This is a genomic window from Arthrobacter endolithicus (assembly GCF_026627425.1).
GTDB lineage: Bacteria > Actinomycetota > Actinomycetes > Actinomycetales > Micrococcaceae > Arthrobacter_M.
In genome coordinates this window covers 230,602-255,046 of the sequence record NZ_JAPNLH010000001.1, presented here as the reverse complement: position 1 = coordinate 255,046, position 24,445 = coordinate 230,602, and the positions used below count along the sequence as shown (strand labels likewise).

Below are 24,445 nucleotides of genomic sequence, written 5' to 3'. Positions count from 1 at the left end.
AGGGCTAATGCGCGCCGCGGGCCGGCGTCATTCCATCCGCACGTCGTTCAGCGCCCGCGCCGTATCGGTGAGACGGTTCAGAACGGCGCGGGCCGTCGCGGGCGTGTAGGTGGCCAATCCGCCGTCGGGCGTCAACCGCAGGGCGCCGAGCGACCGCGAGGGCAGGCCCACCGAACGCCACGGCCGTATGACCTCCTCAACCAATGCAGACACCTGCGGGAGCTGGCCGCCGCGCTGTCCCTTTCCGCTGATGCCGGCCCACACCTTCTTGCCGTCTTCCACGGCGGCCGCCAACTGTTCCCAGTCCGGCATCTTTTGGTCCCGCAGCGCAACGGCTATGCCGTCTGCACCGGCAGCCAGCGCGAGCCGGACCGGCGCCTGAGCCCCCGGCAGGCACAGCACCACCTGCGCGGCACCGGCCGCCTTCGCCGCGGTCAGGACCAACTCCCAACCCCAGGAAACCTCCTGCTCCCCGATGGAGCGCAGCGTACGGTAGCCGCTTGAGGTGGGGATGGTTCCGGCCAGGACCCGGGTGATTTCCGGTTCATCGAGCTGCAGCGTCAGCTGGGCGCCGGGCGCCGCGGCACGGACGCGGGCAAGGTGCTCTGCAATTCCGGCCGCCAAAGATTCGGCGATGTCGCGCCGTGCTCCCGGATCAAGGAGCGCACGCTCCCCGTAGTGCATGTACAGGGACGCCGCCATGGTCCAGGGCCCGCAAAGCTGTACCTTGAGCTCGGGTCCGGACTGCTCCTGGGCGCCGATGACGTCCGCCAAAACATTTATGTCCGTTGACAGCGCGGACACTGCCCTGCGCTGATCCGCGCCGGCGCGGTCCACCAGGCGCCAGCCGAAGGGCTGCACATCAACGGGAAGCTCGATCAGCACGGCGGCGGTCCGGCCAACCGCGTCGGAACCTATTCCACGGTCCGGGAGCTGGACCAGGTATGGCAGCTGCGGATCGCCCAATTCCCCGTGCGTGATCAAGGCAGCCTCCACCGGGTCGGTGCCCGGCCAGCTGCCCAGCGCGGTGGCGGTGACCTCGGTGGGGATCAGGGTACCCGTCACGGCCGTACTGAGCGGCCGCCGTCGCGCACGGTACCGGCCAGTCCGGCGCTCGTCACCACCGGTGTAGCGCCGGTCCGCAGTGCTTCGCTATGGCTGTCGGAGATCGCCTGATGATGGCGGATCACCTCACTGATGATGAAGTTCAGGAACTTCTCCGCGAACGCCGGGTCCAGATGGGCCGATTCGGCCAGTGCCCGCAACCGGGCAATCTGCGCCGCTTCCCGACCCGGATCCCCCGGTGGGAGCTGATGCTGGGCCTTGAGGAATCCGACCCGCTGGGTGGCTTTAAATCGTTCCGCGAGCAGGTACACCAAGGTCGCGTCGATATTATCGATGCTGGAGCGCATGGCGAGCAATTCCGCCATCACGGCAGGATCGATGTGCCCGGCCAGTGAGCTGGCCGTGGGGTCGAAATCGGGATCGGCCTCGTAGCTGGGGGTCGGTTCAGTCATGGATTTAGTCTAAGTGGTGCGGCCCAGGCGTATCCCCAACAGGCCGGCAGCTGTGGCGCGAATGAAAGCTTCGAGGCGCCACTGCTGCCGGCCCGTTGGGCCCCTGCGGTCCTAGCTGTGCAGCAGCGCCCGGTGTTCCTCGCGCCGCTTGGCCTGCTCGGCAGGATCGGGTACCGGGAGCGAGGCAATGAGCCGCTTGGTGTAATCATCCTGCGGATTACCCATCACCTGGCTGCCGATTCCCTGTTCTACCATCTTGCCCTTGTAGAGCACGCCCACCCAATGCGAGAGGATGTCCACGACCGCCAGGTCATGGCTGATGAACAGGGCCGCGAAACCAAACTCTGCCTGGATTTCTTTAAACAGTTCCAGCACCTTGGCCTGCACCGAAACGTCCAAGGCGGACGTGGGTTCATCGGCGATCAGCAGCTTCGGATTCAGCGCCAGCGCCCGGGCCAGCGAGGCCCGCTGACGCTGGCCGCCGGAGAGCTCATGCGGATACCTGTTGGCGTAGATCTTGGGCAGCTGCACCGCTTCGAGTAATTCCCCGACCCGCTTGTCCACCTCCTGCGGGGAACGCTTTTCATGGATCAGGATCGGCTCCGCAACGCATTCACCAATGCTCAATTGCGGGTTGAAGGATGCTGCCGGGTCCTGGAAAACGAACCCGATGTCCTTGCGCAACGGCCGGAAGGTGCGCTCGCGGTAGGTGAGCATTTCATAGCCCAGGACCTTCAGCGACCCGCCCGTGGTCTTGTTCAGGCCCGCGATCGCCCGGCCAATGGTGGTCTTGCCGGAGCCGGACTCCCCCACCAGCCCGAAGACCTCTCCGGCGGAAATGCTGAAGTTCACCTCATCCACGGCCCGGAACGCCGGGGTGCCCAGCCGGCCCGGATATTCAATCACCAGATTCTTTGCCTGGACCAGGACCTCGGCGTCCTGATGTGCCCGCTCCGTCAGGCCGGCGGAAGCGGAGTTACGCCCCAGGTGGGGCACCGCAGCCAACAGCTTTTTGGTGTAATCCTGCTTCGGGGAGGCGAAGAGTGTTGTGGCATCCGCTTCCTCGACCACGTCGCCCTGATACATCACCACCACGCGGTCCGCCAGGTCCGCCACCACACCCATGTTGTGCGTGATCAGGACGATGGATGTGCCGTAGATGTCCCGACAGTCGCGCAACAGCTCAAGAATCTCCGCCTGAACCGTCACGTCCAGGGCGGTGGTGGGCTCATCGGCGACGATCAGGCCCGGATTCAGCGCCAGTGCGGCGGCTATCACCACGCGTTGCTTCTGGCCGCCGGAAAACTGGTGCGGATAGTAGTCCACGCGTTTTTCCGGCTCCGGAATCCCCACCTTGCCCAGCGCCTCGATGGCGCGTGCACGGGCTTCCTTCTTCCCCACCTTGCCGTGCGCCCGCAGGCCCTCGGCGATCTGCCAACCGACGGTGAACACCGGATTCAGGGCGGTTGAAGGCTCCTGGAAGACCATTGCCACTTCCAGCCCGCGGATCTGCCGCAGATGCTTACGCGTCACGCTGATGACATTGTTCCCGCTGATCAGCACGGCCCCGGAGCTGATGGCCGTCTCCGGCAGCAGGCCCAATATGGTCTTCGCCGTGACGGTCTTGCCGGATCCGGATTCACCGACGATGGCGACGATCTCCGCCGCAGCCACGGTGAGGGAGACGTCGTCCACCGCTTTGACGTCACCGGTATCGGTGGCAAAGGTGACCTTAAGATGCTCAATATTCAGCACCGGGCCGCCCGTTTCCTGCCGGATGTTCTTCGGCTGTTCTACTGCGTGGCTCATACGGTTACCCCATTCCCAGCTGTCTCGGTCCCCGGCGTGTGAACAGTGTTGCTGCCCGGTGTTCCCGGCGCTGGCGGCAGTTTCCTGCCGGCACGCCGCCGGCCGCGCAACCGCGGATCATTCAGGTCGTTCATGCTCTCGCCCACCAAAGTCAGGCCCAGCACGGTGAGCACAATGGCCGCACCCGGAAAGACACCCGTCCACCAGATGCCGGCCGTGGTGTCGGAGAGCGCCTTATTCAGGTCATAGCCCCATTCCGCCGCGGAGGATGGCTCGATCCCGAACCCCAGAAAGCCGAGCCCCGCCAGGGTCAAAATGGCTTCGGAGGCATTGAGCGTGAAGATCAGCGGAAGGGTCCGGGTGGCATTTTTGTAGATGTGCCGGGCCATGATCCGCACGGACGAGGCGCCGACCACCATGGCGGATTCCACGAAAGGTTCGGCCTTAAGCCGGATCGTCTCGGCGCGGATCACCCGGAAATACTGCGGAATGAACACCACCGTGATGGAAATGGCCGCGGCAAAAATTCCGCCGAGCATGCTGGAGCGGCCATGGCTGATGGCTATCGACATCACAATAGCCAGCAGCAGGGTGGGGAAGGCATAGATCGCGTCGGCGATCACCACCAGGATGCGGTCCAGCCAGCCGCCGATGTAACCGGACACCAGGCCCAGTGCGACGCCGAGGAAGATGGAAAGTATCACGGCCACCACAATGACGATCACGGCCGTCTGCGTGCCCCAGACAACACGGGAAAGCACGTCATAACCGCCCGACGTCGTCCCCCACGGGTGGGTGCCCGAGGGCGGCAGCTGCGAATCGAAGTGCTGGGCAAAGCCGTAAGGGGAGATCAGCGGCGCAAGGGCTGCGGTCAGCAGGAACAGTGCGGTGATCACCAGGCCGGTGACCAGCATGCCGCGCTGCAGTCCCACGCTTTTGCCTAAATGGGAGACCACCGGGAGGCGTTGGAACAAGGATCCTTCGTTTCTGCTCATGGTCAGTACCTCACTCGCGGGTCGATCAACGCAGCGATAACGTCCACGATGAAGTTGGTGAGCGCAACAATCACGGCCAGCAGCACCACAATGCCCTGGACCGCCACGAAGTCGCGCGCGGTGAGGTACTGGGCCAGTTGAAAGCCCAGGCCCTTCCACTCAAAGGTCGTCTCGGTCAGCACCGCACCGCCGAGCAGCAAGGCGATCTGCAGGCCCATCACGGTGATAATGGGAATCAGTGCGGGCTTATAGGCGTGCTTGGTCACCAGCCGGAATTCGCGGATCCCGCGGGACCTGCCCGCTTCGACGTAGTCTTTGCTCAACGTACCGATCACGTTGGTCCGGACCAACCGCAGGAATACGCCGCCGGTCAGCAGGCCGAGTGCGATGGCAGGCAGCACGGCGTGTGCCATCACATCACCGAGGGCGCCCATATTGCCGCTGCGGATGGCATCCAGCCAGTAGATTCCGGTGGGATTGGCCAGCGATGTAAGCGCGATCTCGTTTCCCGATTTCGCCCGCCCGGCCACCGGCAGCCAGCCCAGCCCGACGGCGAAGACCAGCTTCAGCAGCAGGCCGGCAAAGAAAACCGGGGTTGCGTAGGAGAGGATCGCAAAGATACGCAGCACGGCGTCCGGCCATTTGTCCCGGTATTTCGCTGCCACCATTCCCAACGGGATACCGATGATCAGTGCCACAACGAGGGAATTGATGGCCAGTTCCAAGGTCGCCGTACCGTAGGTGGCGAGCATGTCGGTGACCTTGAGGTTGTCCGAGATGGTGCGGCCGAAGTTCCCGGTGGCGATCTGCCCCAGATACTCGAAATACTGCACCCAAATGGGCCTGTCGTATCCCGCCGCATGGATCCGGGCCTGCAGCGCATCCGGTGGCAGGCGTCCGCCCAAGGCGGCCGTAATCGGGTCTCCGGTGATCCTCATCAGGAAGAAGACCAGAGTGATCAGGATAAATATCGTCGGAAAGATCAGGAAAAATCGGACAACCAAGTACTTGCCAAGTCCGCCGCCGGATCTGGATTTTTTGGTGGGAAGAAGCCCGTCGGCTTCCTGCGGTGGTGCGTCAATCAACGTTGTCATAACTACCTAAGTTCTCTTGTCTCCGCTGGCCCGCGACGGACGGCTTCGTGGGCCAGCCGGTTCCGGCGCAAGGAGGCGGGGCGCCGGTAGACGCCCCGCCTCCCCAATCAGCAGTCCGTTATGTAATTCAGGGTTGAGCTGCGTCCAGGGACTACTTGGACAATACTCCCAAGCGGAACTTAAAGGAGGCGTCGAGAGTATCCTTCACTCCCTTGACGTCCTTGCCGGAAACCGCCACCTGGGCGCCCTGCAGGAGCGGCAGGGTGGACAGATCCTTGGCAACATCCGTTTGGATCTGCTCGATCATCTTCTGCCGTGCGGCCTTGTCCACTGTGGTGACCTGCTCGGAAATAAGGTTGGTCACCGTTGGATTCGAATAATGGTTCTTCAGGAAGCTGGAGGCATCTCCGCCGAAGAACGGGGTCAGGTAGTTATCCGCATCCGAGTAGTCCGGGAACCAGCCCAGCTGGTAAAGCGGGTAAGCATCCTTGACCCGGTCCTTGCTGTAGGTGACCCACTCGGTGGACTGCAGGTTCACCTTGAAGAGGCCGGTCTTTTCGAGCTGGTCCTTGACCGCGGCGTACTCATCTCCGGAGGAGGTGCCGTAGTGATCGGGGTTGTACTGCAGATTCAGCGTCACCGGCGTACTGACACCGGCATCGGCCAGGGCATTTTTGGCCTTGTCCGCGCTGGGCTTGCCGGTCCCGTCCCCGTACATGTCCTTCAGCGGCTCAATGGCGCCGGCAAAGCCCTGCGGGACGTAGGAGTAGACCGGGAGGTAGGTGCCCTTGTAGACCTGGTCCGCAATGGCCTGACGATCGACGGAATCCGCTACGGCCTGCCGCACCGCCAGCGACTTGGCCGGGTCGGCCTGCGGCGTGGTGGCGCCGAACGGCATGGTGTTGAAGTTGAAGACTATGTAGCGCAGCTCGCCGCCGGGGCCGACATCCACGTTGACCTTGTTGGAGCTTTTAAGATTTTCAATGTCCGTGGCCGTCAGGCTGCGGGAGGCAACGTCGACGTTGCCCTGCTGCACGTCGAGCTTGAGGTTATTGGAGTCCGCGTAGTACTTGACGTTGACGTTGTCCGTCTTTGGTTTGCCGAGCAGGCCCTTGTAGTCAGGGTAGGACTTGAAGCTGATCAGCTCGTTCTTCTTGTAGGACTCAATGGTGTACTGGCCGGCAAACGCCTTGGCCGCGATGATGTCCTCATCGTTCATCACCTTGTCCGCCGGGAATACCTTATGGTCCACGATGGGGCCGGCAGGGCTGCTGAGGACCTGTGCGAAGGTTTGGTCATTGCCCTTCTTGAGATTGAAGACCACGGTGGTGGCGTCCGGCGCATCCACCGTGGCCAGATTCCCCAGCAGTGACGCGGGACCGCTGGCATCGTTGATCTTCAGCTGACGGTCAAAACTGAACTTCACGTCGGTGGAATCCAGGGTGTCGCCGTTGGCCCACTTGAGACCGGATTTAAGCTTCACGGTGTAGGCGGTGGGCGTGGTGAAGGACGCCGACTCAGCCAAGTCAGGCTCCGGGTCGGCGCTGCCGGGCTTGGAATTGAGGACGAACGGATAAATCTGGTTCATCACCATAAAAGAGCCGTTGTCATAGGATCCTGCGGGATCCAGGAACGTCACCTTGTCGGTCGTGCCAAAGGTGATGGGAGCACCGGAAGAGCCGGCGCTGTTGCTGCTGGTTGAACCGCCGGTAGGCCCGGTGCACGCTGTCAGTGCCAATGCCGAGACACCGGCGAAGGCCACGAGGTAGCGCAGGCCTGTCTTTTTCTTAGCCATCTGGGATCTTTCTTGTCGGAAGTGCGATCGCACCCGCGGACACATCATTGTGAGCGGGGGCACATTCGTTATCCCTTGTTTCTACCAGATCAGGGCAAAGTTTTTCGCACAACAACAAAAGTTGCAATCAGATGGTTACCGCACGGGCCCCGGAGAGCCGTCAGGAATACAGACGATAGGATCGCAGAACAACCCCCCCAGGGCTGGAGGAACCCATCACAAGATTGCAGATCTTCACCATTGGCCATTCGACCCATCCGCTGGAGGAATTTGTCTCCCTGCTGACCGCCCACCATGTTGTAGCCGTTGTCGATGTCCGTACCGTTCCCAAATCCAGGCACAATCCACAGTTCATGACCGATGCATTGGCCACATCCCTGCCCGGGCACGGAATCGCCTACCGCAGGCTGGCAGCCCTTGGCGGGCTGCGGCACACGAAAAAAGACAGCGCTACGGGAATTAACGGCGCCTGGCGTAACGCCTCGTTCCGGGGCTACGCGGATTACATGCAAACGCAGGAATTCGCCGCCGGTATGGAGGAACTCATGGCGATTGCGGAAACGACGCCGACGGCGATCATGTGTGCGGAAGCGGTGCCGTGGCGCTGCCACCGGTCATTGATTGGCGATGCACTGCTGGTCCGTGGCGTTCAGGTGCTGGACATCATGACCGAAAAGTCCGCCAAGCCCCATATGCTGACGCCCTTCGCTAAGACATCGGGGACCAGTGTCACCTATCCGCCCGAAGAGGCTCCGGACGAGTAGCGCTGGAGCTCCGCGCGTGCCGTGGAAATGGACGGGTGCCGTGGAAATTTCCACGGCACCCGTCCATTGGAGCGGCAATCAGGCGTCGTTCGTGTCAGAGTGCCGGGCGGGCCAGCGAACGGGCGGCATCGATCGTTGCCTGTCCAAGCACGCGGGTACCTTGGTAGAGCACCACTGTCTGACCCGGCGACACCCCACGGAGCGGCTCGATCAACGTGACCAGCAGCTCCGACCGAAGGCCGCCGCCGCCGTCGTCCGTCATCTCGACCCGTGCCCGCGCCGGCACGGGGTCCCCGTGCGCACGGACCTGTGCGTAGCAATCGAAGGTTTCCGACACCGCAGGTTCCCCCTCGCTGCCCACCGGAACGCCCGGAAGAGCCTGCGGGATCGGCTCACCGGCCCAGGACAGCTTGATGCCGCGGATCTCATCGATCGCCAGCAGCGCCTGCGGCCCCACCACCACCTTGTTCTCCTTGGGCCGGATCTCCAGCACGAAGCGCGGCTTGCCGTCCGCTGCCGGAGTCCCCAGTTTAAGCCCGCGGCGCTGACCGACGGTGAACGCATTGGCTCCCGGATGCTCCCCAACCTTGGCACCGGACTCGTCGACGATGTCCCCAGTTGTCATCTGAATCTTTTCCGCCAGCCAACCGGAAGTGTCGCCGTCGGGTATGAAGCAGATGTCATGGCTGTCCGGTTTTTTGGCCACCGACAGGCCGCGGCGCTCGGCCTCGGCGCGGACCTCTGCCTTGGACGGGGTGTCCGCCAGCGGGAACATCGAATGCCTGAGCTGCTCGTGCGTCAGCACACCCAACACGTAACTTTGGTCCTTGGCCCAGTCGGCCGCACGGTGCAGTTCCATATTGCCGTTGCCGTCGTCGACCACCTTGGCGTAATGCCCGGTGCAGACGGCGTCAAAACCGAGCGCAACGGCCTTTTCCAGCAGCGCCGCGAACTTAATCCGCTCATTACAGCGCATGCAGGGGTTCGGCGTGCGGCCGGCGGCGTATTCGTCAATGAAATCCTGCACGACGTCTTCTTTGAAGCGCTCGGAGAAATCCCAGACGTAGTAGGGAATACCGAGTTTGTCGCAGGCCCGCCAGGCATCGTTGGAATCTTCGACGGTGCAGCAGCCGCGGCTGCCGGTCCGCAGCGTCCCCGGCATCCGGGACAGCGCCAGGTGAACGCCGACGACGTCATGCCCGGCGTCCACGGCCCGCGCGGCTGCTACGGCCGAGTCCACTCCCCCGCTCATGGCGGCTAAAACTCGCATTTCTTACCTCTCCTACTGTGCTTGTACGTTGGGGTTGGGCCGCGATGGGCGCGGCGGTGCCCTAAGGCTTATCGCCGGCGTGTGCGCTGCCGGCGTGTGCGGTACTGGCGGTTTGAATGCTGGAAACATGCGAGGCCATGCCGGCCTGCTTTGCCCGCGCATAGGCATCCGGCAGAGCGGTCACGAATTTCTCAACGTCCGCAGTCCCGGATGTATGCCCCAGGCTAAAGCGCTGGGCCCCCCGTGCCACCTCTTCCGTTAGCCCCATGGCCAGCAGAACGTGCGAGGGACGGGGTACGCCCGCCGTACAGGCCGAGCCGGTAGAGGTTTCGATGCCCGCCATGTCCAACAGAAACAGCAGCGAATCTCCTTCGCAGCCCGGAAAGGTGAAATGCGCATTACCGGGCAGCCGACGATCAGGCCCACTGGCCGGGTCCACGCCGCGGAGCACGGCAGCCGGGACCGCCGAGCGCACTCCGGTGATCAGCGCATCGCGCAGGCCAGCGATCCTGGCACGTTCCGCAGCCAACTGCCCGACGACGTCCTGGGCGGCCGCCGCGAACGCGGCGATCGACGCGGTGTCCAAAGTGCCGGACCTCACCTCACGCTCCTGGCCGCCGCCGTGCTGGACCGGCACCAAGGTCACCGCCCGGCCCAGCAGCAGGGCCCCTACCCCGACGGGGCCGCCGATTTTGTGCCCGCTGACGGACATCGCCGCCAGTCCGGAGGAGTCAAAGCCGACCGGGACGGAGCCGAAGGCCTGCACCGCGTCCGAGTGGACGGGGATCCCGTGCCGGGCGGCGAGCGCCACGATATCTGCCACCGGCTGGATAGTGCCCACCTCATTGTTGGCCCACATCACGGAAACCAGCGCCACGGAGTCCGCACCGCCGTCGAGCTCCGCCTTGAGCACGTCCAACCGAACTGTGCCGGACTCATCTACCGGCAGCCAGCGCACGTCTGCGCCCTCATGCTGTTCCAGCCAGGTCACGGTATCCTGCACGGCGGCGTGTTCCACCGTCGAGACCAAAATCCGGTTCCGCCGTGGATCCGCCGCCCGGCGCGCCCAGAAGAGTCCCTTGACCGCCAGATTGTCCGCCTCCGTGCCGCCGGAGGTGAAGATGACTTCCGAGGGATGGGCACCGGCGGCGGCGGCGAGAGTTTCCCGGGCCTGCTCCACCACGGCGCGGGCACGCCTGCCGGAGCCGTGCAGCGACGAGGGGTTGCCGCTACGGCTGAGCTCACTGGTCAGTGCGGCCAACGCGGGCCCTGAAATAGGCGTAGTTGCCGCATGGTCGAGGTACACGGGCATCGGACAATTCTACCGCGCCGTTTCGCCGCGGCCCATTCGCCCTGGATTTGCGTCCGGTCCGCACGCCGTGCGGGCAGCAGTTACAACTTCGGCTCCAGCGCCGCCGGTCCGAGCAATGTCGGACTACGGGCAATCCGGGCGCAGCAGTAAGGGCCGTCCGGATCGGATGACACCTGATGGAGTTCGTCGGCGCAGCCGCTCAAGGCACCGGCGAGAAGGGCCGCGCTCAGCCCGCAGACAACGTCCCGGTGCCGGTGGGCCAGCCGGTGAAAGGGGCAGTTACCGAGTATGTACCCGCCCTGCCCATCGGGTTCCGGTGAGTACCCGGTCTGCGCCAGCATCCCGTCGATTCTCCCGGCCGCGGATCCAAGCTCGTTGCCGGCCTCGAAGGCCACCTGCTCCAACGTGTCGCGGACAGGTGTTCCGTCGGCGCTGGATTTCTCAATGGCGGCGGCCATCAGCCGGGCGGCGAGATCGTAGGCCCGTTCGGGTACGGAAACCGCAACTTCGGGGAGGACGGTGCGGTACAGCCTCGCCGGGCGCCCGGACCCGGGCCCGCTGCGGCCGCTCAGTTTCCGATTCTCGGTGCTCAGCAGTCCACTGGCCACGAGACGCTCCAGCTGGACAGCGGCAGTGCTGCGCGGGATCCCGGCGGATCCGGCCAGTTCGTCCCGACTCATCGATCCGGGACTGCGCCGCAACAGCTCGTAAAGGGTGCGCCGGACGGGATCTCCCAGCGCCGCGACGGCCATTAGCCGTGCTTCCTGATTCGGTTCCTGCATGGCTTCCTTTTTGCGCTGACATCCTTGACATATCGAGTGTGCACTTCTAAAGTCAGAAATACAAGATTTAGAAGTGCAGCAAGGGCCATATTTTGCGGAATCCGCAGGCGGCGCGGGACAACCACGGCGGCTGCCAGGGCTAGAAGGGCACCACAAAAGTGCTGACGCAAAGACAAGCACCCACCGCACCGGTCGAAGGCCACCGCGCGCTGGATCCAGAATTTCTCACCGGTGATGGCGGGCGGGCCGACCTTAGCAACGTCATCGATCTGCCGGCGGCCGAGCGCGCCATCGCCGAATTTCTGCGCGTGTTGGGACGCGACGAACACCATTTGCTCCCTTTCCGCGGTGTCGCCGTAGTGCCGGTGTTGTCCTGGAGGAAGAGCGCCTGTGCATGTCCCTGCGGTGAGTCCAGAGCAGCGGAACCACAACTCGCACCGCTACCTTCTACGGTGACCTCGATGTGCCGGGACCGCTTCGGGACCAGTTCCCCGGCTGATTCCGTACCTCCCCCAGCTGCCGGTTCCCCCGTCCCCGCGCACCGAACAACCCGTCGTCCCCGCAACCGACCGAAATGAGCACACCATGTCCGCACCAGCCACCCCCCGTTCCCCGGTTCCGGACGACGGGCCGGAAAACAACGCCATGGTCATTATTGGAGCCGGGCTTGCCGGAGCCATGGCAGCGGCCACCCTGCGTACCGAAGGATTTGCCGGTCCCGTGATCCTGATTGGTGGCGAGGATGAGATCCCGTACCTGCGCCCGCCACTGTCCAAGGGCTTCCTCGCCGGCACCGAAACTGCCGACTCCCTGCCGGTCTATCCGAACACCTGGTACGAGGAGCACCGCGTGGAGCTGATCATCTCCGACGCCGCCCTGTCCTTTGATCCAACGGCACACACCGTGACCCTGACCAGTGGACGAGTGCTCACCTACGCGAAGCTTTTACTGGCCACGGGAGCGGCTGCACGCCAGCTGTCCCTGCCGGGTTCGGACCTGGCGGGCGTGCAGTATTTCCGCACGCGCGCGGACGCCGTGGCGCTGCGCAGCGAGCTGGCCGGCGGTGGGCGCCGGTTGGTATTGATTGGTTCCGGCTGGATTGGGATGGAAATTGCCGCATCTGCACGATCGCTGGGCAACGACGTGACACTACTGGGGCTTGAAGCGGTCCCCTTGAGCAATGTCATCGGGGCCGAGCTGGGCCGGGTCTTTATGGCGCGGCATGAGCAGGCCGGCGTGCAATTTCGCGTGCCGGCCTCCGCTGCTGCAATTAAGGGCAACCACGACGGCAGGGTCACGGGCGTGGTGACCAGTGCCGGGGAAAACTTGCCGGCGGATCTGGTAGTGATCGCGGTCGGTGTCCTCCCGAACACCGCCTTGGCCGAAACCGCCGGCCTGACTATCACCAACGGCATCCGTACGGATTCCGGTTTGCGCACGAGCGCCGCGGACGTCTTCGCGGCCGGCGATGTTGCCAATGCCATGCATCCAGTGACCGGTGAATACGCCCGAAGCGAGCACTGGGCCAACGCCATAGCCGGCGGCCAGACCGCAGCCCGCTCCATGCTGGGCCAGAAAGCGGCGCTGGCAGATATCCCGTACTTCTACACGGACCAGTTTGACCTCGGAATGGAATACTCCGGCTACGCCGCCCTGGCGAAGTCGGCGCAGCTGGTGATCCGGGGCAGTTTGGAAAATCATGAGTTCATTGCCTTTTGGGTCCTCGACGGCAGGGTGGTCGCGGGAATGAACGTCAATGTCTGGGAGGTCCAGGATGCCATCAAGGAGCTGATCGGCAGCGGGCGTCCGGTGGACACGCTGCGGCTGGCTGACCCGAAAACTGAGCTGGATACTCTTTGATGGAAGGTATGACCGTTCTTTCCGGGACAGCACAGCCACTGCCAAGGCAGTCCATTTATCAACCGCCGCTGCTGTACGCGATCCACGATTTCGGCGGCCGGACCTTTGATTTCAGCCGGCGAGTGGCCATTATGGCGATCATCAACCGCACACCGGACTCGTTTTACGACAGCGGCCGGACGTTTGCGCTGCAGGCTGCGGTAGCCGCCGCCCAGCAGGCCGTCGAGGACGGCGCGGACTGGCTGGATATCGGTGGCGTTCCGTTCGCCCCAGGTCCGGCCCTGAGCGCCGAGGAGGAAGCCGAACGGGTGGTCCCGGTCATCGAGGCGGTCGCGGCCCGCAGCGACGTGATCATCTCCGTCGATACGTTTTTGCCCGAGGTGGCAGAGCTGAGTATCGCCGCCGGAGCCCATGTGATCAATGACACCACGGGACTGCAAAATCCAGAGTTGGCGGCCGTAGTCGCCGCCAGCGGCGCCCATTTGGTGATTACCCATAGCCTTGCCCGACCACGGACGGTATTTCCGCGCCCGGCGTATGCCGATGTGGTGGCCGAGGTGGCTGATTTCCTTCGCCGGAAGGCGGACTATGCCGTGGAACTGGGCATTAGCGCGGACAAGATCCTTCTTGACCCGGGCCATGATCTGAACAAAAACACCCTGCATTCGCTGGAAATTACCCGGCGCTTCCATGAGATCGCCGGAATCGGCTTCCCCACTCTTGCCGCCGTGTCGAATAAAGACTTCATCGGCGAGACGCTCAACCAGGCGAAAGCGGACCGCACGGAGGGCTCGCTGGCCGCCGCCGTGATCTGCATACTGGGCGGGGCCCGGGTGGTGCGGATGCACGATGTGGCCGCGGCCTGCTCTGCCGTCAGATTCACCGAGTCAGTGCTGGGCTGGCGGCCGCCGGCCTACCTTTTGCATAATATGGGCGAGCACAATGAGCCGGCATCCCGATGAACCCGCCGATCAGCCGGATTTTCCCCGATCCAGCCGGCGCCGCCACGGATGAGCAGTTGCTGCAGTGGTACGCCGCGCCGAACGCGGGCGGGTCCGCTCCCGACGAACCTCGCGTCAGTTTCAATTTTATTGCCAGCCTGGACGGAGCGGCCACCGTCGATGGACGATCAGGGGGCCTGGGCAGTCCCGCCGACCAGCGTATTTTCAAACTGCTGCGCCGACACGCTGATGTAATACTGCTCGGCGCTGCGACCGTGCGGGCCGAGGGCTACGCCGGTGAGCTGCTGGACGGTGAGGCACAGCGCTGGCGGGTGGGGCACGGCTCGGCCGCCCATCCGCCGGTGGCGATTGTGTCCGGCTCGCTGCGTCTTGACCCGGCCAGCGACTTTTTCACCCAGGCGCCCGTTCGGCCACTGATTTTCACCACCGCCACGGCCCCGGCCCGGCAGCGGAAAGCCCTTGAAAGAGTCGCTGATGTAATCAGCGCAGGGACGCAAGTACTCGACATCAACGCCATCCTTGCGGAGCTGACGACCCGGGGCCTGAACCACATTCACTGTGAAGGCGGCCCGCACCTGTTCGGCTCGTTCCAGGAAGCCGGGCGCGTGGACGAGCTGTGCTTGACCCTTTCCCCATTGCTCGTCGGTGGCCAGGAACCGCGAATCAGCGCGACCCTTTCCGGTGACAACCCCCCGGCTGCCCCCACGGGTATGTGGTTGGCGCATGTGCTGCACAGCGAGGAAATGTTGTTCCTGCGCTACCTGCGCCATCCGCGCCACTGACGGGCCGGGCCTTCCCACCGGGATCGTCGGAGCTGGAATCGGTACAATCATCGGGATACCCGCAACGCCAGCGGCAACGTGCGGCGCAGACTGCAAAAAAGGCAAAGACACGGGAAGGGCCATGGGTGAGCGAGAACCTCCTCACGCACTATCAGGTGCTGGGCATTGCGGCCACGGCAACGGAACGCGATATCAAGTCCGCCTACCGCAAAGCTGCGCGGCTCGCGCACCCGGATCATGGTGGGGATCCGGCCGCGTTCCTGCTGGTCACGGCCGCGTATGAGACTTTGATCAATCCGCAACGCCGCGCCGCCTATGACCGTTCGTACGGGGTTGGTTCACAGCGCCGGCCAGGCTGGTATCAGCCTTCTTCACCGGCAGGCGCCGGAGCTTCCGCTACCCGCGCCGCCGGGCCCCCGTCAGCAACCTCCTTCGCTATGGGCCACGCACAGCGGGCGCCGAAGGTTAACGCCAGCGATCCTGCGGTCTATGTTCCCGCCTTCACCGATTTAGCGGCGGGAACTACGCCGCTGCTGCCGCTCCCCCGGGCGGCCCAGCAGGTCCACGAAGCGCCGCGAAAGCGCGGGGTGTTCGGTGCGCAGGCACGGCTGGCGCGGGAGGCCAGAACCATTCAGCTCGTGATGGCACAGATTCTGCCGCAGATCCCAGCGGCACGGCTCGTCAACGGGCTTCTCTCCCCGGCGGACAACGGCTATGTCGACCATGTCCTGCTCTCCGGTTACCGGATGGTGCTGATCGGCTCAATGCTGCTGCCGGAGGGCGCGTACCGCTTCAACGGCAGCTCGCTGCTGCACGGCGGCAAGGTGATCGAACCACCCCGGATGCTCCCCGCCGTGCGGACCATGCAGCAAGTCTTTCCCGACTGCAATGTCACGGGCTGGATCTGCGTCCACAGCCCCGAGGGCAACCTGTACCAGCCGGTGATCGATTACGCCCCGGGCGCCGAGCCGGACGGTTCCACCCTGGTCAACGCCGTCAATGGGTCGCGGCTGATCCGCGAAGTCAGGCACTTTCTTGCTGCCGGCCCGGCGCCGAATGTGGTGGATCTGTCCGTGCTCAGCCGCCTACTCGGCGGTATGTACTAGAAGGTCAGTAACGGAAAACCGCAGCGATTGGGCTGCCGCCCGGAAGGTCGGCATCCTGACACGTATGAACCCGTCCGCCGCCGGCCAGCGTGCCGACGGCGGCGAGGTCCAACTGCTCGCACGAGAGGTAGTCAGCAGCTTGCCCGAGCTCGATGATGGCGGGGCCGTCAGCCCCCGCTCGTCCCCAACACTGCGGATCCACGAAGAGAGTTTCCACTCGTCCCGTCGCCGCAGCCGCACCGATCTCCTCCGCGTCCGTCGAGGCACGGCCGGTGCCTTGGAGCTGGGCAAGCCCTTCAATGGCGCGCCGCTTGACCGTACTGAGATGCTCCGCCATGACGGGCCAAGCGGCTGCGTGGAGTTTTTCATCGGAGAGCTGATCAGGATTTTGCCGGACCGTACCGACGACATGCGGGTAGGTCCGCACTTCTCGATAGATGCCCAGCATTTTGTCCAGCCCGACGACGACCATGGGCAGATCCAGGTCGGCGAGAATGTCATGCAGTCCCTTTCCTACCTGTTGCAGGAAACGCCGGACCTCATCGGTTTTGAAATCATCGTCCGGTCCACCGTGTCCGAAGAACACGGCCGCGCCGGAAGGTCCGCCGGAAAGCGAGCGGTTCATCGTGTCCGAACGTGGTTCACGCGGCGTAGAATCATCACGCAGGCTCACGGGAATTTCGCCGATGTCCATATTCGTCACCCGGTCCCGGGTTCCTTCCAGTAACCGGACCTGCCGTTGGCTGATGGTCAGCAACAGGAAGCCGCCGTCACCGGAAATCACCGGCAGCAGCGGGCTGATGACAAAATGGTCCCCCATGGTGGCCAGGTCGGGCAGGCCGATGGGGACGCGGAATTCCCGGTGCCAGCCGGACCGCAGAAAGACCGCCAGCCCGTCGCTCATGTACTGCCAGGCTCTGCCGTCCTCGTGCAGCGCCCACGCCGGCGCAAGTAGTTCGTCTATCTCAGATTTACGCAGGCCCTTGTCTGACAGCGCCGCGGCCACGCCGGCGAGCAGATTCTTCCACGCCAGCAGGTCCGCTTCCGTACCGCTGCCGGACCGGTGCGTGGGCATGAAAAGCGACACGTGAATGCCGCTCGTTTCCTGCGCTGCGAGCTCCTCGAGCTGGCTTTTGGTCAAATGATCCATGGTGTCCTCCGCATCGTTCCTGCATGAGACGCAACTCACTTCGTCCCATGCTTTCGACCCTAGCGACGTAGCACCGGCAAGTACATAGTCAATGGCAGAGTCCTTGGCGCCTAAGATGGAGGAGTGTTCCGCATTCTTTTTTATACTCCCGAAATTCCCGGCAACACCGGCAACGCGATTAGGCTTGCCGCTATTACCGGCACCGAGCTGCATCTGGTGGAACCGCTGGGGTTCGATCTCGAAGATTCAAAACTCCGCCGGGCAGGTCTCGATTACCATGACCTCGCTGTTCTCCATGTGCACAAAACCCTGCAGGACGCCTGGCAGGCGCTGGCACCAGAACGCGTGTTCGCTTTTACCTCCGACGGCGAGCGCTCCTACACGCAGATCCAGTACCGCAAAGGCGACGTGCTGATGTTCGGCCCGGAATCCGTCGGGCTGCCCGAAGACATCAAACACGACACCCACGTCACGGCCAGGGTCAGGTTGCCCATGTTGCCCAGCCTGCGGTCGCTGAACCTGGCCAATTCGGCGTCCATCGCCGTTTATGAGGCATGGCGACAGCACGATTTTGCCGGCGCCCGGCTCTGAATCCCGTCCCATTTTCGAAAGGTACTCATGTCCGCACGTGACCCTGGCCTGGCTTTCACCGACGGCGCCCTGCAGTTTCAGATGTGGTCCGACCAGCTGTGGGACCCAGTGGGGCGTGCCCTCGCGGATGCCGCCGCCCTGCAGCCGGGCGAGCGGGTCTTGGACGCCTGTTGCGGTACCGGTGCCGCGACGCTTCCCGCTGCCGCGGCCGTCGGCCCGGACGGCAGCGTTGACGCCGTCGACCTTTCCACCGGACTGCTGCGCCTCGCCGCAGCACGGGTGGGTGCAGCGAAGCTGCTGAACACCACGCTCACCGAAGCGGACGTCACGCAATGGCGTGGGCACCGGACCTTCGACGCCGTGCTGTGTTCCTACAGCATGTTCTTCTTCTCCGATATGGAAGCCGGCGTGGAACACCTGGCGTCCATGCTTCGCCCCGGCGGCAGATTCGTCACCAGCACTTGGCTTGCCGGGGCGCTGGAACCCTTCGCAGGACGAATCCTAGACGCCGCCGTCACCGAACGTCCACGCCTGGCCGGGGTGATTCCGCGACCCAACCGAAACATGAACAAGGTCTCGTCCGCAGCCGCTTTGACAATATGGCTGCAGGACCGCGGCCTCGCGGATGTCACGGTGACCGAGCGCAAGCTGTCCCTGACGGTGGATGACGAAATGGCCTGGACCCTGGTGATGGGCAGTGGCTGGCGGACCTACCTGCCGAGGGACCCGGAAGCCATAGAACGGGTGCGGAAACTTTTTATCCGGTCCGTAGGGCCGCAGGTGGAAATGAATTCTGACTCGCTCGTGGGCATGGGCTACCGCCGGTAGAGAGCTTTAGTCCAGCCGCCGCACCCATCCGTTCCCGCCCCGGTTCCGAATAGCTAGTGGAACCACAAACCCGGGTAACCGGCCTACAGCGGAATAGAGGCGAGCAGATGTCAGCTGACCTTCAATGGCCCGCAGCACCGGCACTGCCCGCACTGTGCGGACACAGGGAACGCAGCACTGCCGGTCATCCAACGTTCAGGTACGCGAAACCGTTATGCTTGGGCTTAATGGATACCCCACAGATCGCACGACTGCCAGAGCCTTCCCGGCAGCTGCATGCATCCGGCGAGTCCGGTGATTCCGAGCGGGACAACCTTGTCCGGCTGATCTCCCTCACGGCCGCCGGCGACCAGAGCGCGTTTTCCCAGCTTTACCAGCTGACGGCCAAGCGCGTGTACGGCATGGCCCGGCGGGTATTGGTCGATCCCAACCTGGCCGAGGACACCACACAGGAGGTATACCTTCAGCTTTGGCAATCCGCGGCGAAATATGATCCGGCGGCCGGTAGTCCGCTGGGCTGGCTGATGACAATCGCGCATCGCCGCGCCGTCGACAAGGTGCGTTCAACGCAGAGCGCGACGGACCGGGAGGCCCGCTACGGCGCGACGAGTCAGGTGATTGAGCACGACGACGTTGTCGACACGGTCAGCGAGCGGCTCGACGCCGAAGCGGTGGTCAAGTGCCTGGCTACGCTCACGCCGACGCAACAGGAATCGGTGAATCTGGCCTACTACGGCGGCCTGACGTATCGGGAGGTCGCGGAGAAACTAGGCGCCGCCGTACCGACCATCAAGTCCCGTATCCGGGACGGATTATTACGCTTGAAGAACTGTCTGGGGGTGAGTTGAGGTGAACACGAAAGATATGCCGAGCAATCAGTTCGCGGAAGTCATTGCCATTGATCTGGCCCAGGGCAGGCTATTGGAACTAGCAGAAATCTACGCCATCGACGCCCTGACCGACGCCGAGCGCAACGAAATTGACGAATTCGTTTCGACCGGCCCTGCGGAGCAGCGGGCGAGCTTCGACCAGCGGGTTCGGCAGACGCGGGAAACCCTGGTGAGTGCGTTCGCCTTGGAGGAAGCCGATCCGCCGGCCTCCCTGTTGGAGAATATCCTGGCACAGCTTCCCCAGGTGTCACGGACTCCCGGCGCAGTGGCTGCCGAATCGGTGGCTGCAGTAGAAGCAGGTCCTACCGATGAGTTATCGGTCCGGCGCGAGCGCAAAGCGGCTCGCGGCGGACTGTCGACGGGCCGCCGCTGGCTGATCGGGGCCGCTGCCGCTGCCGCCCTCATAGTTGGCGGCATCGGCGTCGGCGCAAATATCATCACCAATCAGGACCCCGGCCACCAGATCCTGAACGCCGCTGATGTGAAGACCAAAACACTTGACTTCCCGGGAGGCGGCAGCGCCAAACTTGCCATTTCCGGATCGAAGGACGGCGCCGTTGTCACGATGAATGGCGTCTCGGCCCCGCCTGCGGGCAAGGTCTATCAGATGTGGTTGCTCCCCAAGGACGGCTCGGCACCGATCTCGCAGGGAACCATGGACGCAGCGGCCCTGTCCAAGCCCGCCACCATCAAGGGGGTCGACGACGCATCGGCCTTCGCGGTCACGGTTGAACCGGACGGTGGATCAGCACAGCCGACGCTGCCTCCCTTGGCCGCGTTGCCGCTGAGCGCTTAGGTTTTCGGCTCGGCCGCTGGACTCTGCGCGGGTCCGAATGGAATTGTCACCCGGTGCCGCTGAAACGTCCTGTTAGCGGCACCTGGTGACTTCCCGGTCGCCTTTGGTTCGTTGCCCGGCCATGAAGCCCCGCCTCAGCCTCTACGACGTTTAATTTCCTCGGTGGCCTGCGGCAGCACGGTGAACAGGTCACCGATGATACCGAAATCCGCGATCTCAAAAATCGGAGATTCCGCATCGCGGTTCACCGCGACAATGACCTTGGACGTCTGCATGCCGGCCTTCTGCTGGATGGCTCCGGATATCCCCGCTGAAATGTACAGCTGCGGAGAGACCGTTTTGCCCGTCTGTCCCACCTGCGCGGAGTGCTCGATCCAGCCTGCATCCGTAGCAGCGCGGGACGCCCCCACGGCGGCGCCGAGTGCGTCCGCCAGCTCCTCCACCGGACCAAAGTTTCCTTCCACGCCACGCCCACCGGCCACGACGATCCGCGCGTCGCCCAGCTCCGGACGTCCGCTGGCGGGCGTGGCGCTGCGGTCAATGATCTTCGCCGCCAGGCTCGCCGCACCGAAGCTCACACTCACGGCTTCCACCACGGGTTCCGCGGGGGTTACCGCCGCTTCGGCATGGACGCTGTTGGACTTTACCGTGATGATGGAAATCGCCGTCGTCGCCCGGCACGTGACGGTGTAGGAACCCGCCAGTACGGATTTTTGCGCGTGCAGACCTGCGTCCAACCCCACGGCATCGCAGATCACTCCGGCGGACAGCGCGATGCCAAGTCGGGCCGCTATTTCCTTGCCCTCGGCGCTGTTCTCCAGCAACACCGCGGCAGGTTGCAGTTCCCCTGCCACTTGCGCCAGGAAATCTGCCTTCGGCGCTGCGAGATAGTCGAACAATTCGCTCTGTTCGCTCTGATAGATCCGCCCAACGCCATAAGCACCGAGGCAGGCGTGGGCAGCCGGTGAGAGCGGTCCTGCAAGGGCCGCAACCGGCTCCCCCGCCGCCCGGGCCAGCGTCAGCAGCTCCTGCGTGCGCCTGGAAAGCCCGGCATCAGCGGCAGCACCGTGCTGGTCAACAAAAACGAGAACTGCAGACATATTCTGGTCCTTCCGGCTTAGAGCAGTTTCTGGGCGGCAAGGAAGTCAACCAGCAGTACGCCGGCGTTTCCTTCGTCCGTGATGATGGTCCCTGCGGTCCGCGCCGGCCGGGCCTGCGCGGAATCGATGGCGGTCCACGATCCGGCGCTGCCAACGTGCGCCGGGTCCACACCGATGTCGGCCAGGCTCAACGTGGTCACCGTCTTCTTCTTCGCGGCCATAATGCCTTTGAAGTTCGGGTAACGGGGCGAATTGATCTGATCCGTCACGGAAACAACCGCGGGCAGCGCAGCCGCTATCATCTCGGCCTCCGTATCGCCGTCCCGGCGGATCACGGCCTTCCGCGCACCGCCGTCGGCCTCCGCGCCCTCGGATAGGATCTCCAGCGACGCGGCGAAGGTCAGCTGCGGCAGTTCCAGCCGTGCGGCGAGCTGGGCGGGGACCAGCGAGCTTTCCCCATCCGTGGAAGCCATCCCCGTAATGATCAGATCCACCGGGTGCTCCGCCGTTGACAGATGGCGTACCAATGCCGCGAGCGCAAGGGACGTGGCCGCGGCATCGGATCCGGCCAGAGCCTCGTCGCTGAGGTGAACCCCCTCGAAGGCGCCGATCTGCAGTGCTTTCTTGACCGCGGCCACTGCCGCTGGCGGCCCCATCGTCAGCGCGGTGATGTTGTTGCCTCCCGCCGCTCCGCCACGTTCCTCCACTAGGGTCAGTGCCGCTTCGAGGGCGTATTCATCCAGTTCCGAGAGGATACTGTCCGTGCGGACGACGGTATAGTCCTGGGCACTCAATTGCCGATTCAGCTGAGCATCTGGTACATGTTTGACGAGGACTACTATGTTCAGTGCCGAAGTTTCCACTGCTGCCCTTCATCCTGCCGGTGTTATAGATTCCTCCCCGAGCTTAGTGCGTTCAGGCCGATGGCCGGTATTTTCCCTCTGCCATGGACGGCTGCCGCCGCCCACAGGGAGCGCTTCGCCGCCGGCCATCCCGTCGCCGGCAGCGATGCCAGGGTTCGGGGAAGCCATCTGTGCCGGCCATCCTGACCTGCCGTGTCATGCGCGACGGCGGCAGCGTCCGTGCAGCGGGCTGGGCCGGTGAAGTGCTGGTCAGCACCGGCACCGTCGCTGCGCAAAGGTCGCTGCGCAAGATGCTGAGTGAAGATTAAGCCGGATCGAACCGGGGACGCTCACGCGTGAGGGGCCGGATCCGCTGCTGCGGATCCGGCCCCCTATTCTGGTGTCGTCCTGGCCATCGTCCTGAAGGCCGTCGCTGTACCGCCCGCTAGCTCGCCGCGTCCAAGGTCACGTCCACGGACTGCTGCTTACCGTCGCGCAGGAACGTCGCCTTGACCGTCGCCCCGGCGGCCTGCTCACGAACCGCTGCGGTCAGAGCCGAAGCATCGTCGATGGTGCGGCTGCCGAAGTTGGTGATGATGTCACCGGTCTTTAGGCCCGCCTTATCCGCAGCGGAACCGGGGACCACCGAGCCAACAACGGCACCGTTGGAGAAGGTGCCGGTATTGGAATTACCGGCCGCGCTGCCCTTGACCGAGACGCCCAACTGGCCGTGAGTGGCCGTGCCATTGGCAATAATTTCCTGGGAGATACGCTTGGCCGTATCGATCGGGATAGAGAAACCGACCCCGATGTTGCCGGACTGGGTGCTCGTACCGGAGGAGGCGCCAGCGGAGGCGATTGCCACGTTAACGCCAATGATCTCTCCCTTGGTGTTTGTCAGCGCACCGCCGGAGTTCCCCGGATTGATGGCCGCATCGGTCTGAATCACATTAAGGTTGACCGTCCCGGTAGCGGCCTTGTTGGAACCGCTGGAGCCGTCCGGCGGCGCGAAGTTGAAGCCGTTTCCGCCATTACCGTTCCCGTTGCCCGAATCGCTCTGTGACTTCGGCACAGCCGACGATGCCACCTGAATGGTCCGGTTGAGGGTGGAGACGATGCCGTCCGTGACTGTGCCGCTCAGGCCCAGGGGGGCGCCGATGGCAATGACGGTGTCGCCGACATTGATTTTGGTCGAATCTCCCAGAGCGGCCGGGACCAGCCCGGGCGCGTCGATCTTGATGACCGCCAGGTCGGATAGCGGATCCGTACCCACCACCGTGCCCGAATAGACCTTGCCGTCGTTCGTCCGGACCTCCAGCGTCGCATGGGCCACAGCCCCGTCTAACGTCACAACGTGCGTGTTGGTCAGAATATGGCCGGCCGTATCCAAAATGATGCCCGACCCGGTGCCTCCGGAATTACCCGAAACGGCAGAGATGGTCACCACACTGGGCGAGGCCTTCTGGGCAGCAGCGGTGACCGCATTAACGTCAGTCGAATTATTGACGATCAGCGGGACATTGGGAGCTGCCTGATTGCTGGAGACCGCCGAGGTCTGGTTGCCCAACAGGGCTGAGGTTCCCGCGGCCGTACCGCCGCCGATCAATGCCGCTGCGACCATCCCGGCAACGAAAATTCCGGCGCCGACTTTCCGCTTTTCCCGACGCCGCACGGGGGCATGGCCGGCGCCATAGAACGCGGAACTGCTTTGGGGCTGGCCCGAGGGATACGGGGTTGCGCCATAAGAGGACTCTGCATGGTGCCCAGTTCCCGGAACGGCGTTGTCCTGACCGGAGTTGTACGGGACGGAGTTGTACGGGACGGGATACGGCGCCGCGGGGTGCTGCTGGGTGGGGTATTGCTGAGTTGGGTACTGCTGGGTGGGATCGGCCGCTGGCTGGCCCGATTGCGGGGACGACGGCGATCCTACTGGGTAGGTAGGCGGCGTCGCCGGCGGGACCGGGGCGTTGTTCTCGGGCGTGCGGGCGTCATTATGGACGGCATCGCTGCCAAAGCCGGACTCGCCGCCATTGTGTTCGGTCATTGGACTTCCTTCCTCGTCGGTAGTTCAACTATGAGCCGTGGAGCTGGATCCTTCGCGAACGTTCACTGGAAGGTTCCTGTGAACGTTGGCGCGAGTCCGTCTCCAGTATCCCGCGTGCGGGTGCGTCTTGTCCGCCACCCCTGCGCGGGTGTAATT

Annotated in this window: 24 protein-coding genes; 10 read left to right on the top strand and 14 right to left on the bottom strand. The window is 64.0% G+C overall.

From position 1 onward, the window contains the following. Positions 1 to 27 precede the first annotated feature (27 nt). The 6 genes from OS914_RS01240 to OS914_RS01215 form a co-directional block, all read right to left on the bottom strand. Positions 28 to 1,065 (bottom strand): uroporphyrinogen decarboxylase/cobalamine-independent methonine synthase family protein, encoded by a 1,038-nt coding sequence (locus OS914_RS01240; protein ID WP_267544237.1) that lies wholly within the window; start codon positions 1,063 to 1,065, stop codon positions 28 to 30. Next, the gene (locus tag OS914_RS01235) at positions 1,062 to 1,517 is read right to left on the bottom strand and encodes a chorismate mutase (protein WP_267544236.1); all 456 of its coding nucleotides are present in this window, start codon (positions 1,515 to 1,517) and stop codon (positions 1,062 to 1,064) included. Before OS914_RS01235 ends, OS914_RS01240 begins: the two co-directional genes overlap by 4 nt. A 111-nt stretch (positions 1,518 to 1,628) precedes the next feature. Continuing rightward, positions 1,629 to 3,326, bottom strand: coding sequence for an ABC transporter ATP-binding protein (locus OS914_RS01230; RefSeq protein WP_267544235.1), 1,698 nt, complete (start codon positions 3,324 to 3,326; stop codon positions 1,629 to 1,631). Continuing rightward, a complete protein-coding gene (locus tag OS914_RS01225) occupies positions 3,323 to 4,321 on the bottom strand; it encodes an ABC transporter permease (RefSeq protein ID WP_267544234.1) in 999 nt (332 codons plus the stop codon). Before OS914_RS01225 ends, OS914_RS01230 begins: the two co-directional genes overlap by 4 nt. A gap of 2 nt (positions 4,322 to 4,323) precedes the next feature. Next, positions 4,324 to 5,415, bottom strand: coding sequence for an ABC transporter permease (locus OS914_RS01220; RefSeq protein ID WP_267544233.1), 1,092 nt, complete (start codon positions 5,413 to 5,415; stop codon positions 4,324 to 4,326). 151 nt (positions 5,416 to 5,566) lie between these two features. Further along, positions 5,567 to 7,210, bottom strand: a complete 1,644-nt coding sequence (locus OS914_RS01215; RefSeq protein WP_267544232.1) for an ABC transporter substrate-binding protein — start codon at positions 7,208 to 7,210, stop codon at positions 5,567 to 5,569. Between the two features lie 224 nt (positions 7,211 to 7,434). On the opposite strand from OS914_RS01215, the gene OS914_RS01210 reads away from it, so the two are divergent. Then, on the top strand, positions 7,435 to 7,974 hold the full coding sequence (locus OS914_RS01210; protein WP_267544231.1) for a DUF488 domain-containing protein: 540 nt from the start codon (positions 7,435 to 7,437) through the stop codon (positions 7,972 to 7,974). A gap of 94 nt (positions 7,975 to 8,068) precedes the next feature. On the opposite strand, the gene mnmA is transcribed toward OS914_RS01210, so the two are convergent. From mnmA to OS914_RS01190, 4 genes are all read right to left on the bottom strand, one after another. Further along, positions 8,069 to 9,244: a tRNA 2-thiouridine(34) synthase MnmA gene (gene mnmA / locus OS914_RS01205; RefSeq protein ID WP_267544230.1), complete on the bottom strand. Its 1,176-nt coding sequence runs from the start codon at positions 9,242 to 9,244 to the stop codon at positions 8,069 to 8,071. A gap of 61 nt (positions 9,245 to 9,305) precedes the next feature. Further along, the gene (locus OS914_RS01200; protein ID WP_267544229.1) at positions 9,306 to 10,556 is read right to left on the bottom strand and encodes a cysteine desulfurase family protein; all 1,251 of its coding nucleotides are present in this window, start codon (positions 10,554 to 10,556) and stop codon (positions 9,306 to 9,308) included. 80 nt (positions 10,557 to 10,636) lie between these two features. Next, entirely contained in the window at positions 10,637 to 11,338 is a 702-nt protein-coding gene (locus tag OS914_RS01195; protein WP_267544228.1) for a helix-turn-helix transcriptional regulator, read from the bottom strand. Beyond that, entirely contained in the window at positions 11,308 to 11,670 is a 363-nt protein-coding gene (locus tag OS914_RS01190; protein ID WP_267544227.1) for a hypothetical protein, read from the bottom strand. Before OS914_RS01190 ends, OS914_RS01195 begins: the two co-directional genes overlap by 31 nt. Positions 11,671 to 11,923: 253 nt before the next feature. On the opposite strand from OS914_RS01190, the gene OS914_RS01185 reads away from it, so the two are divergent. The 4 genes from OS914_RS01185 (at position 11,924) to OS914_RS01170 (ending at position 16,048) form a co-directional block, all read left to right on the top strand. Further along, entirely contained in the window at positions 11,924 to 13,198 is a 1,275-nt protein-coding gene (locus OS914_RS01185; protein ID WP_267544226.1) for an NAD(P)/FAD-dependent oxidoreductase, read from the top strand. An 8-nt stretch (positions 13,199 to 13,206) separates the two neighbouring features. Continuing rightward, complete coding sequence (gene folP / locus OS914_RS01180) at positions 13,207 to 14,160, top strand: dihydropteroate synthase (RefSeq protein WP_267544225.1); 954 nt, start codon at positions 13,207 to 13,209, stop codon at positions 14,158 to 14,160. Next, entirely contained in the window at positions 14,157 to 14,942 is a 786-nt protein-coding gene (locus tag OS914_RS01175) for a pyrimidine reductase family protein (protein ID WP_267544224.1), read from the top strand. The genes folP and OS914_RS01175 overlap by 4 nt, the downstream gene beginning before the upstream one ends. 125 nt (positions 14,943 to 15,067) lie before the next feature. Then, on the top strand, positions 15,068 to 16,048 hold the full coding sequence (locus tag OS914_RS01170; RefSeq protein ID WP_267544223.1) for a J domain-containing protein: 981 nt from the start codon (positions 15,068 to 15,070) through the stop codon (positions 16,046 to 16,048). Between the two features lie 4 nt (positions 16,049 to 16,052). On the opposite strand, the gene OS914_RS01165 is transcribed toward OS914_RS01170, so the two are convergent. Continuing rightward, positions 16,053 to 17,198, bottom strand: coding sequence for a baeRF3 domain-containing protein (locus tag OS914_RS01165; RefSeq protein WP_267544222.1), 1,146 nt, complete (start codon positions 17,196 to 17,198; stop codon positions 16,053 to 16,055). 123 nt (positions 17,199 to 17,321) lie between these two features. Here OS914_RS01165 and OS914_RS01160 point away from each other — a divergent pair, with 123 nt between their 5' ends. From OS914_RS01160 to OS914_RS01145, 4 genes are all read left to right on the top strand, one after another. Then, positions 17,322 to 17,789, top strand: a complete 468-nt coding sequence (locus tag OS914_RS01160; RefSeq protein WP_267544221.1) for a tRNA (cytidine(34)-2'-O)-methyltransferase — start codon at positions 17,322 to 17,324, stop codon at positions 17,787 to 17,789. 27 nt (positions 17,790 to 17,816) lie between these two features. Next, positions 17,817 to 18,617: a class I SAM-dependent methyltransferase gene (locus OS914_RS01155; RefSeq protein ID WP_267544220.1), complete on the top strand. Its 801-nt coding sequence runs from the start codon at positions 17,817 to 17,819 to the stop codon at positions 18,615 to 18,617. Positions 18,618 to 18,844: 227 nt separating this feature from the next. Then, on the top strand, positions 18,845 to 19,465 hold the full coding sequence (sigK, locus tag OS914_RS01150; protein ID WP_267544219.1) for an ECF RNA polymerase sigma factor SigK: 621 nt from the start codon (positions 18,845 to 18,847) through the stop codon (positions 19,463 to 19,465). Positions 19,466 to 19,481: 16 nt separating this feature from the next. Continuing rightward, positions 19,482 to 20,303 (top strand): anti-sigma factor, encoded by an 822-nt coding sequence (locus tag OS914_RS01145; RefSeq protein WP_267544218.1) that lies wholly within the window; start codon positions 19,482 to 19,484, stop codon positions 20,301 to 20,303. Positions 20,304 to 20,437: 134 nt separating this feature from the next. Here the strand turns inward: OS914_RS01145 and OS914_RS01140 are convergent, their stop codons facing one another. Together OS914_RS01140 and OS914_RS01135 are read right to left on the bottom strand one after the other, a co-directional pair. Continuing rightward, on the bottom strand, positions 20,438 to 21,403 hold the full coding sequence (locus OS914_RS01140; RefSeq protein ID WP_267544217.1) for an electron transfer flavoprotein subunit alpha/FixB family protein: 966 nt from the start codon (positions 21,401 to 21,403) through the stop codon (positions 20,438 to 20,440). Between the two features lie 17 nt (positions 21,404 to 21,420). Beyond that, positions 21,421 to 22,251: an electron transfer flavoprotein subunit beta/FixA family protein gene (locus OS914_RS01135; RefSeq protein ID WP_267544350.1), complete on the bottom strand. Its 831-nt coding sequence runs from the start codon at positions 22,249 to 22,251 to the stop codon at positions 21,421 to 21,423. Between the two features lie 185 nt (positions 22,252 to 22,436). On the opposite strand from OS914_RS01135, the gene OS914_RS01130 reads away from it, so the two are divergent. Then, positions 22,437 to 22,574: a hypothetical protein gene (locus OS914_RS01130; RefSeq protein ID WP_267544216.1), complete on the top strand. Its 138-nt coding sequence runs from the start codon at positions 22,437 to 22,439 to the stop codon at positions 22,572 to 22,574. 116 nt (positions 22,575 to 22,690) lie between these two features. On the opposite strand, the gene OS914_RS01125 is transcribed toward OS914_RS01130, so the two are convergent. Further along, positions 22,691 to 24,289: a S1C family serine protease gene (locus OS914_RS01125; protein WP_267544215.1), complete on the bottom strand. Its 1,599-nt coding sequence runs from the start codon at positions 24,287 to 24,289 to the stop codon at positions 22,691 to 22,693. Positions 24,290 to 24,445: the final 156 nt, after the last annotated feature.

Coding starts and splice junctions, on each gene's coding strand:
- OS914_RS01145 (WP_267544218.1), top strand. CDS start 19,482: ATGCCGAGCAATCAGTTCGCGGAAGTCATTGCCATTGATCTGGCCCAG.
- OS914_RS01165 (WP_267544222.1), bottom strand. CDS start 17,198: ATGGATCATTTGACCAAAAGCCAGCTCGAGGAGCTCGCAGCGCAGGAA.
- mnmA (WP_267544230.1), bottom strand. CDS start 9,244: ATGCGAGTTTTAGCCGCCATGAGCGGGGGAGTGGACTCGGCCGTAGCA.
- OS914_RS01190 (WP_267544227.1), bottom strand. CDS start 11,670: ATGGTGTTCGTCGCGTCCCAACACGCGCAGAAATTCGGCGATGGCGCG.
- OS914_RS01195 (WP_267544228.1), bottom strand. CDS start 11,338: ATGCAGGAACCGAATCAGGAAGCACGGCTAATGGCCGTCGCGGCGCTG.
- OS914_RS01140 (WP_267544217.1), bottom strand. CDS start 21,403: ATGTCTGCAGTTCTCGTTTTTGTTGACCAGCACGGTGCTGCCGCTGAT.
- OS914_RS01230 (WP_267544235.1), bottom strand. CDS start 3,326: ATGAGCCACGCAGTAGAACAGCCGAAGAACATCCGGCAGGAAACGGGC.
- OS914_RS01175 (WP_267544224.1), top strand. CDS start 14,157: ATGAACCCGCCGATCAGCCGGATTTTCCCCGATCCAGCCGGCGCCGCC.
- OS914_RS01220 (WP_267544233.1), bottom strand. CDS start 5,415: ATGACAACGTTGATTGACGCACCACCGCAGGAAGCCGACGGGCTTCTT.
- OS914_RS01185 (WP_267544226.1), top strand. CDS start 11,924: ATGTCCGCACCAGCCACCCCCCGTTCCCCGGTTCCGGACGACGGGCCG.
- OS914_RS01215 (WP_267544232.1), bottom strand. CDS start 7,210: ATGGCTAAGAAAAAGACAGGCCTGCGCTACCTCGTGGCCTTCGCCGGT.
- OS914_RS01155 (WP_267544220.1), top strand. CDS start 17,817: ATGTCCGCACGTGACCCTGGCCTGGCTTTCACCGACGGCGCCCTGCAG.
- folP (WP_267544225.1), top strand. CDS start 13,207: ATGACCGTTCTTTCCGGGACAGCACAGCCACTGCCAAGGCAGTCCATT.
- OS914_RS01225 (WP_267544234.1), bottom strand. CDS start 4,321: ATGAGCAGAAACGAAGGATCCTTGTTCCAACGCCTCCCGGTGGTCTCC.
- OS914_RS01200 (WP_267544229.1), bottom strand. CDS start 10,556: ATGCCCGTGTACCTCGACCATGCGGCAACTACGCCTATTTCAGGGCCC.
- OS914_RS01125 (WP_267544215.1), bottom strand. CDS start 24,289: ATGACCGAACACAATGGCGGCGAGTCCGGCTTTGGCAGCGATGCCGTC.
- OS914_RS01235 (WP_267544236.1), bottom strand. CDS start 1,517: ATGACTGAACCGACCCCCAGCTACGAGGCCGATCCCGATTTCGACCCC.
- sigK (WP_267544219.1), top strand. CDS start 18,845: ATGGATACCCCACAGATCGCACGACTGCCAGAGCCTTCCCGGCAGCTG.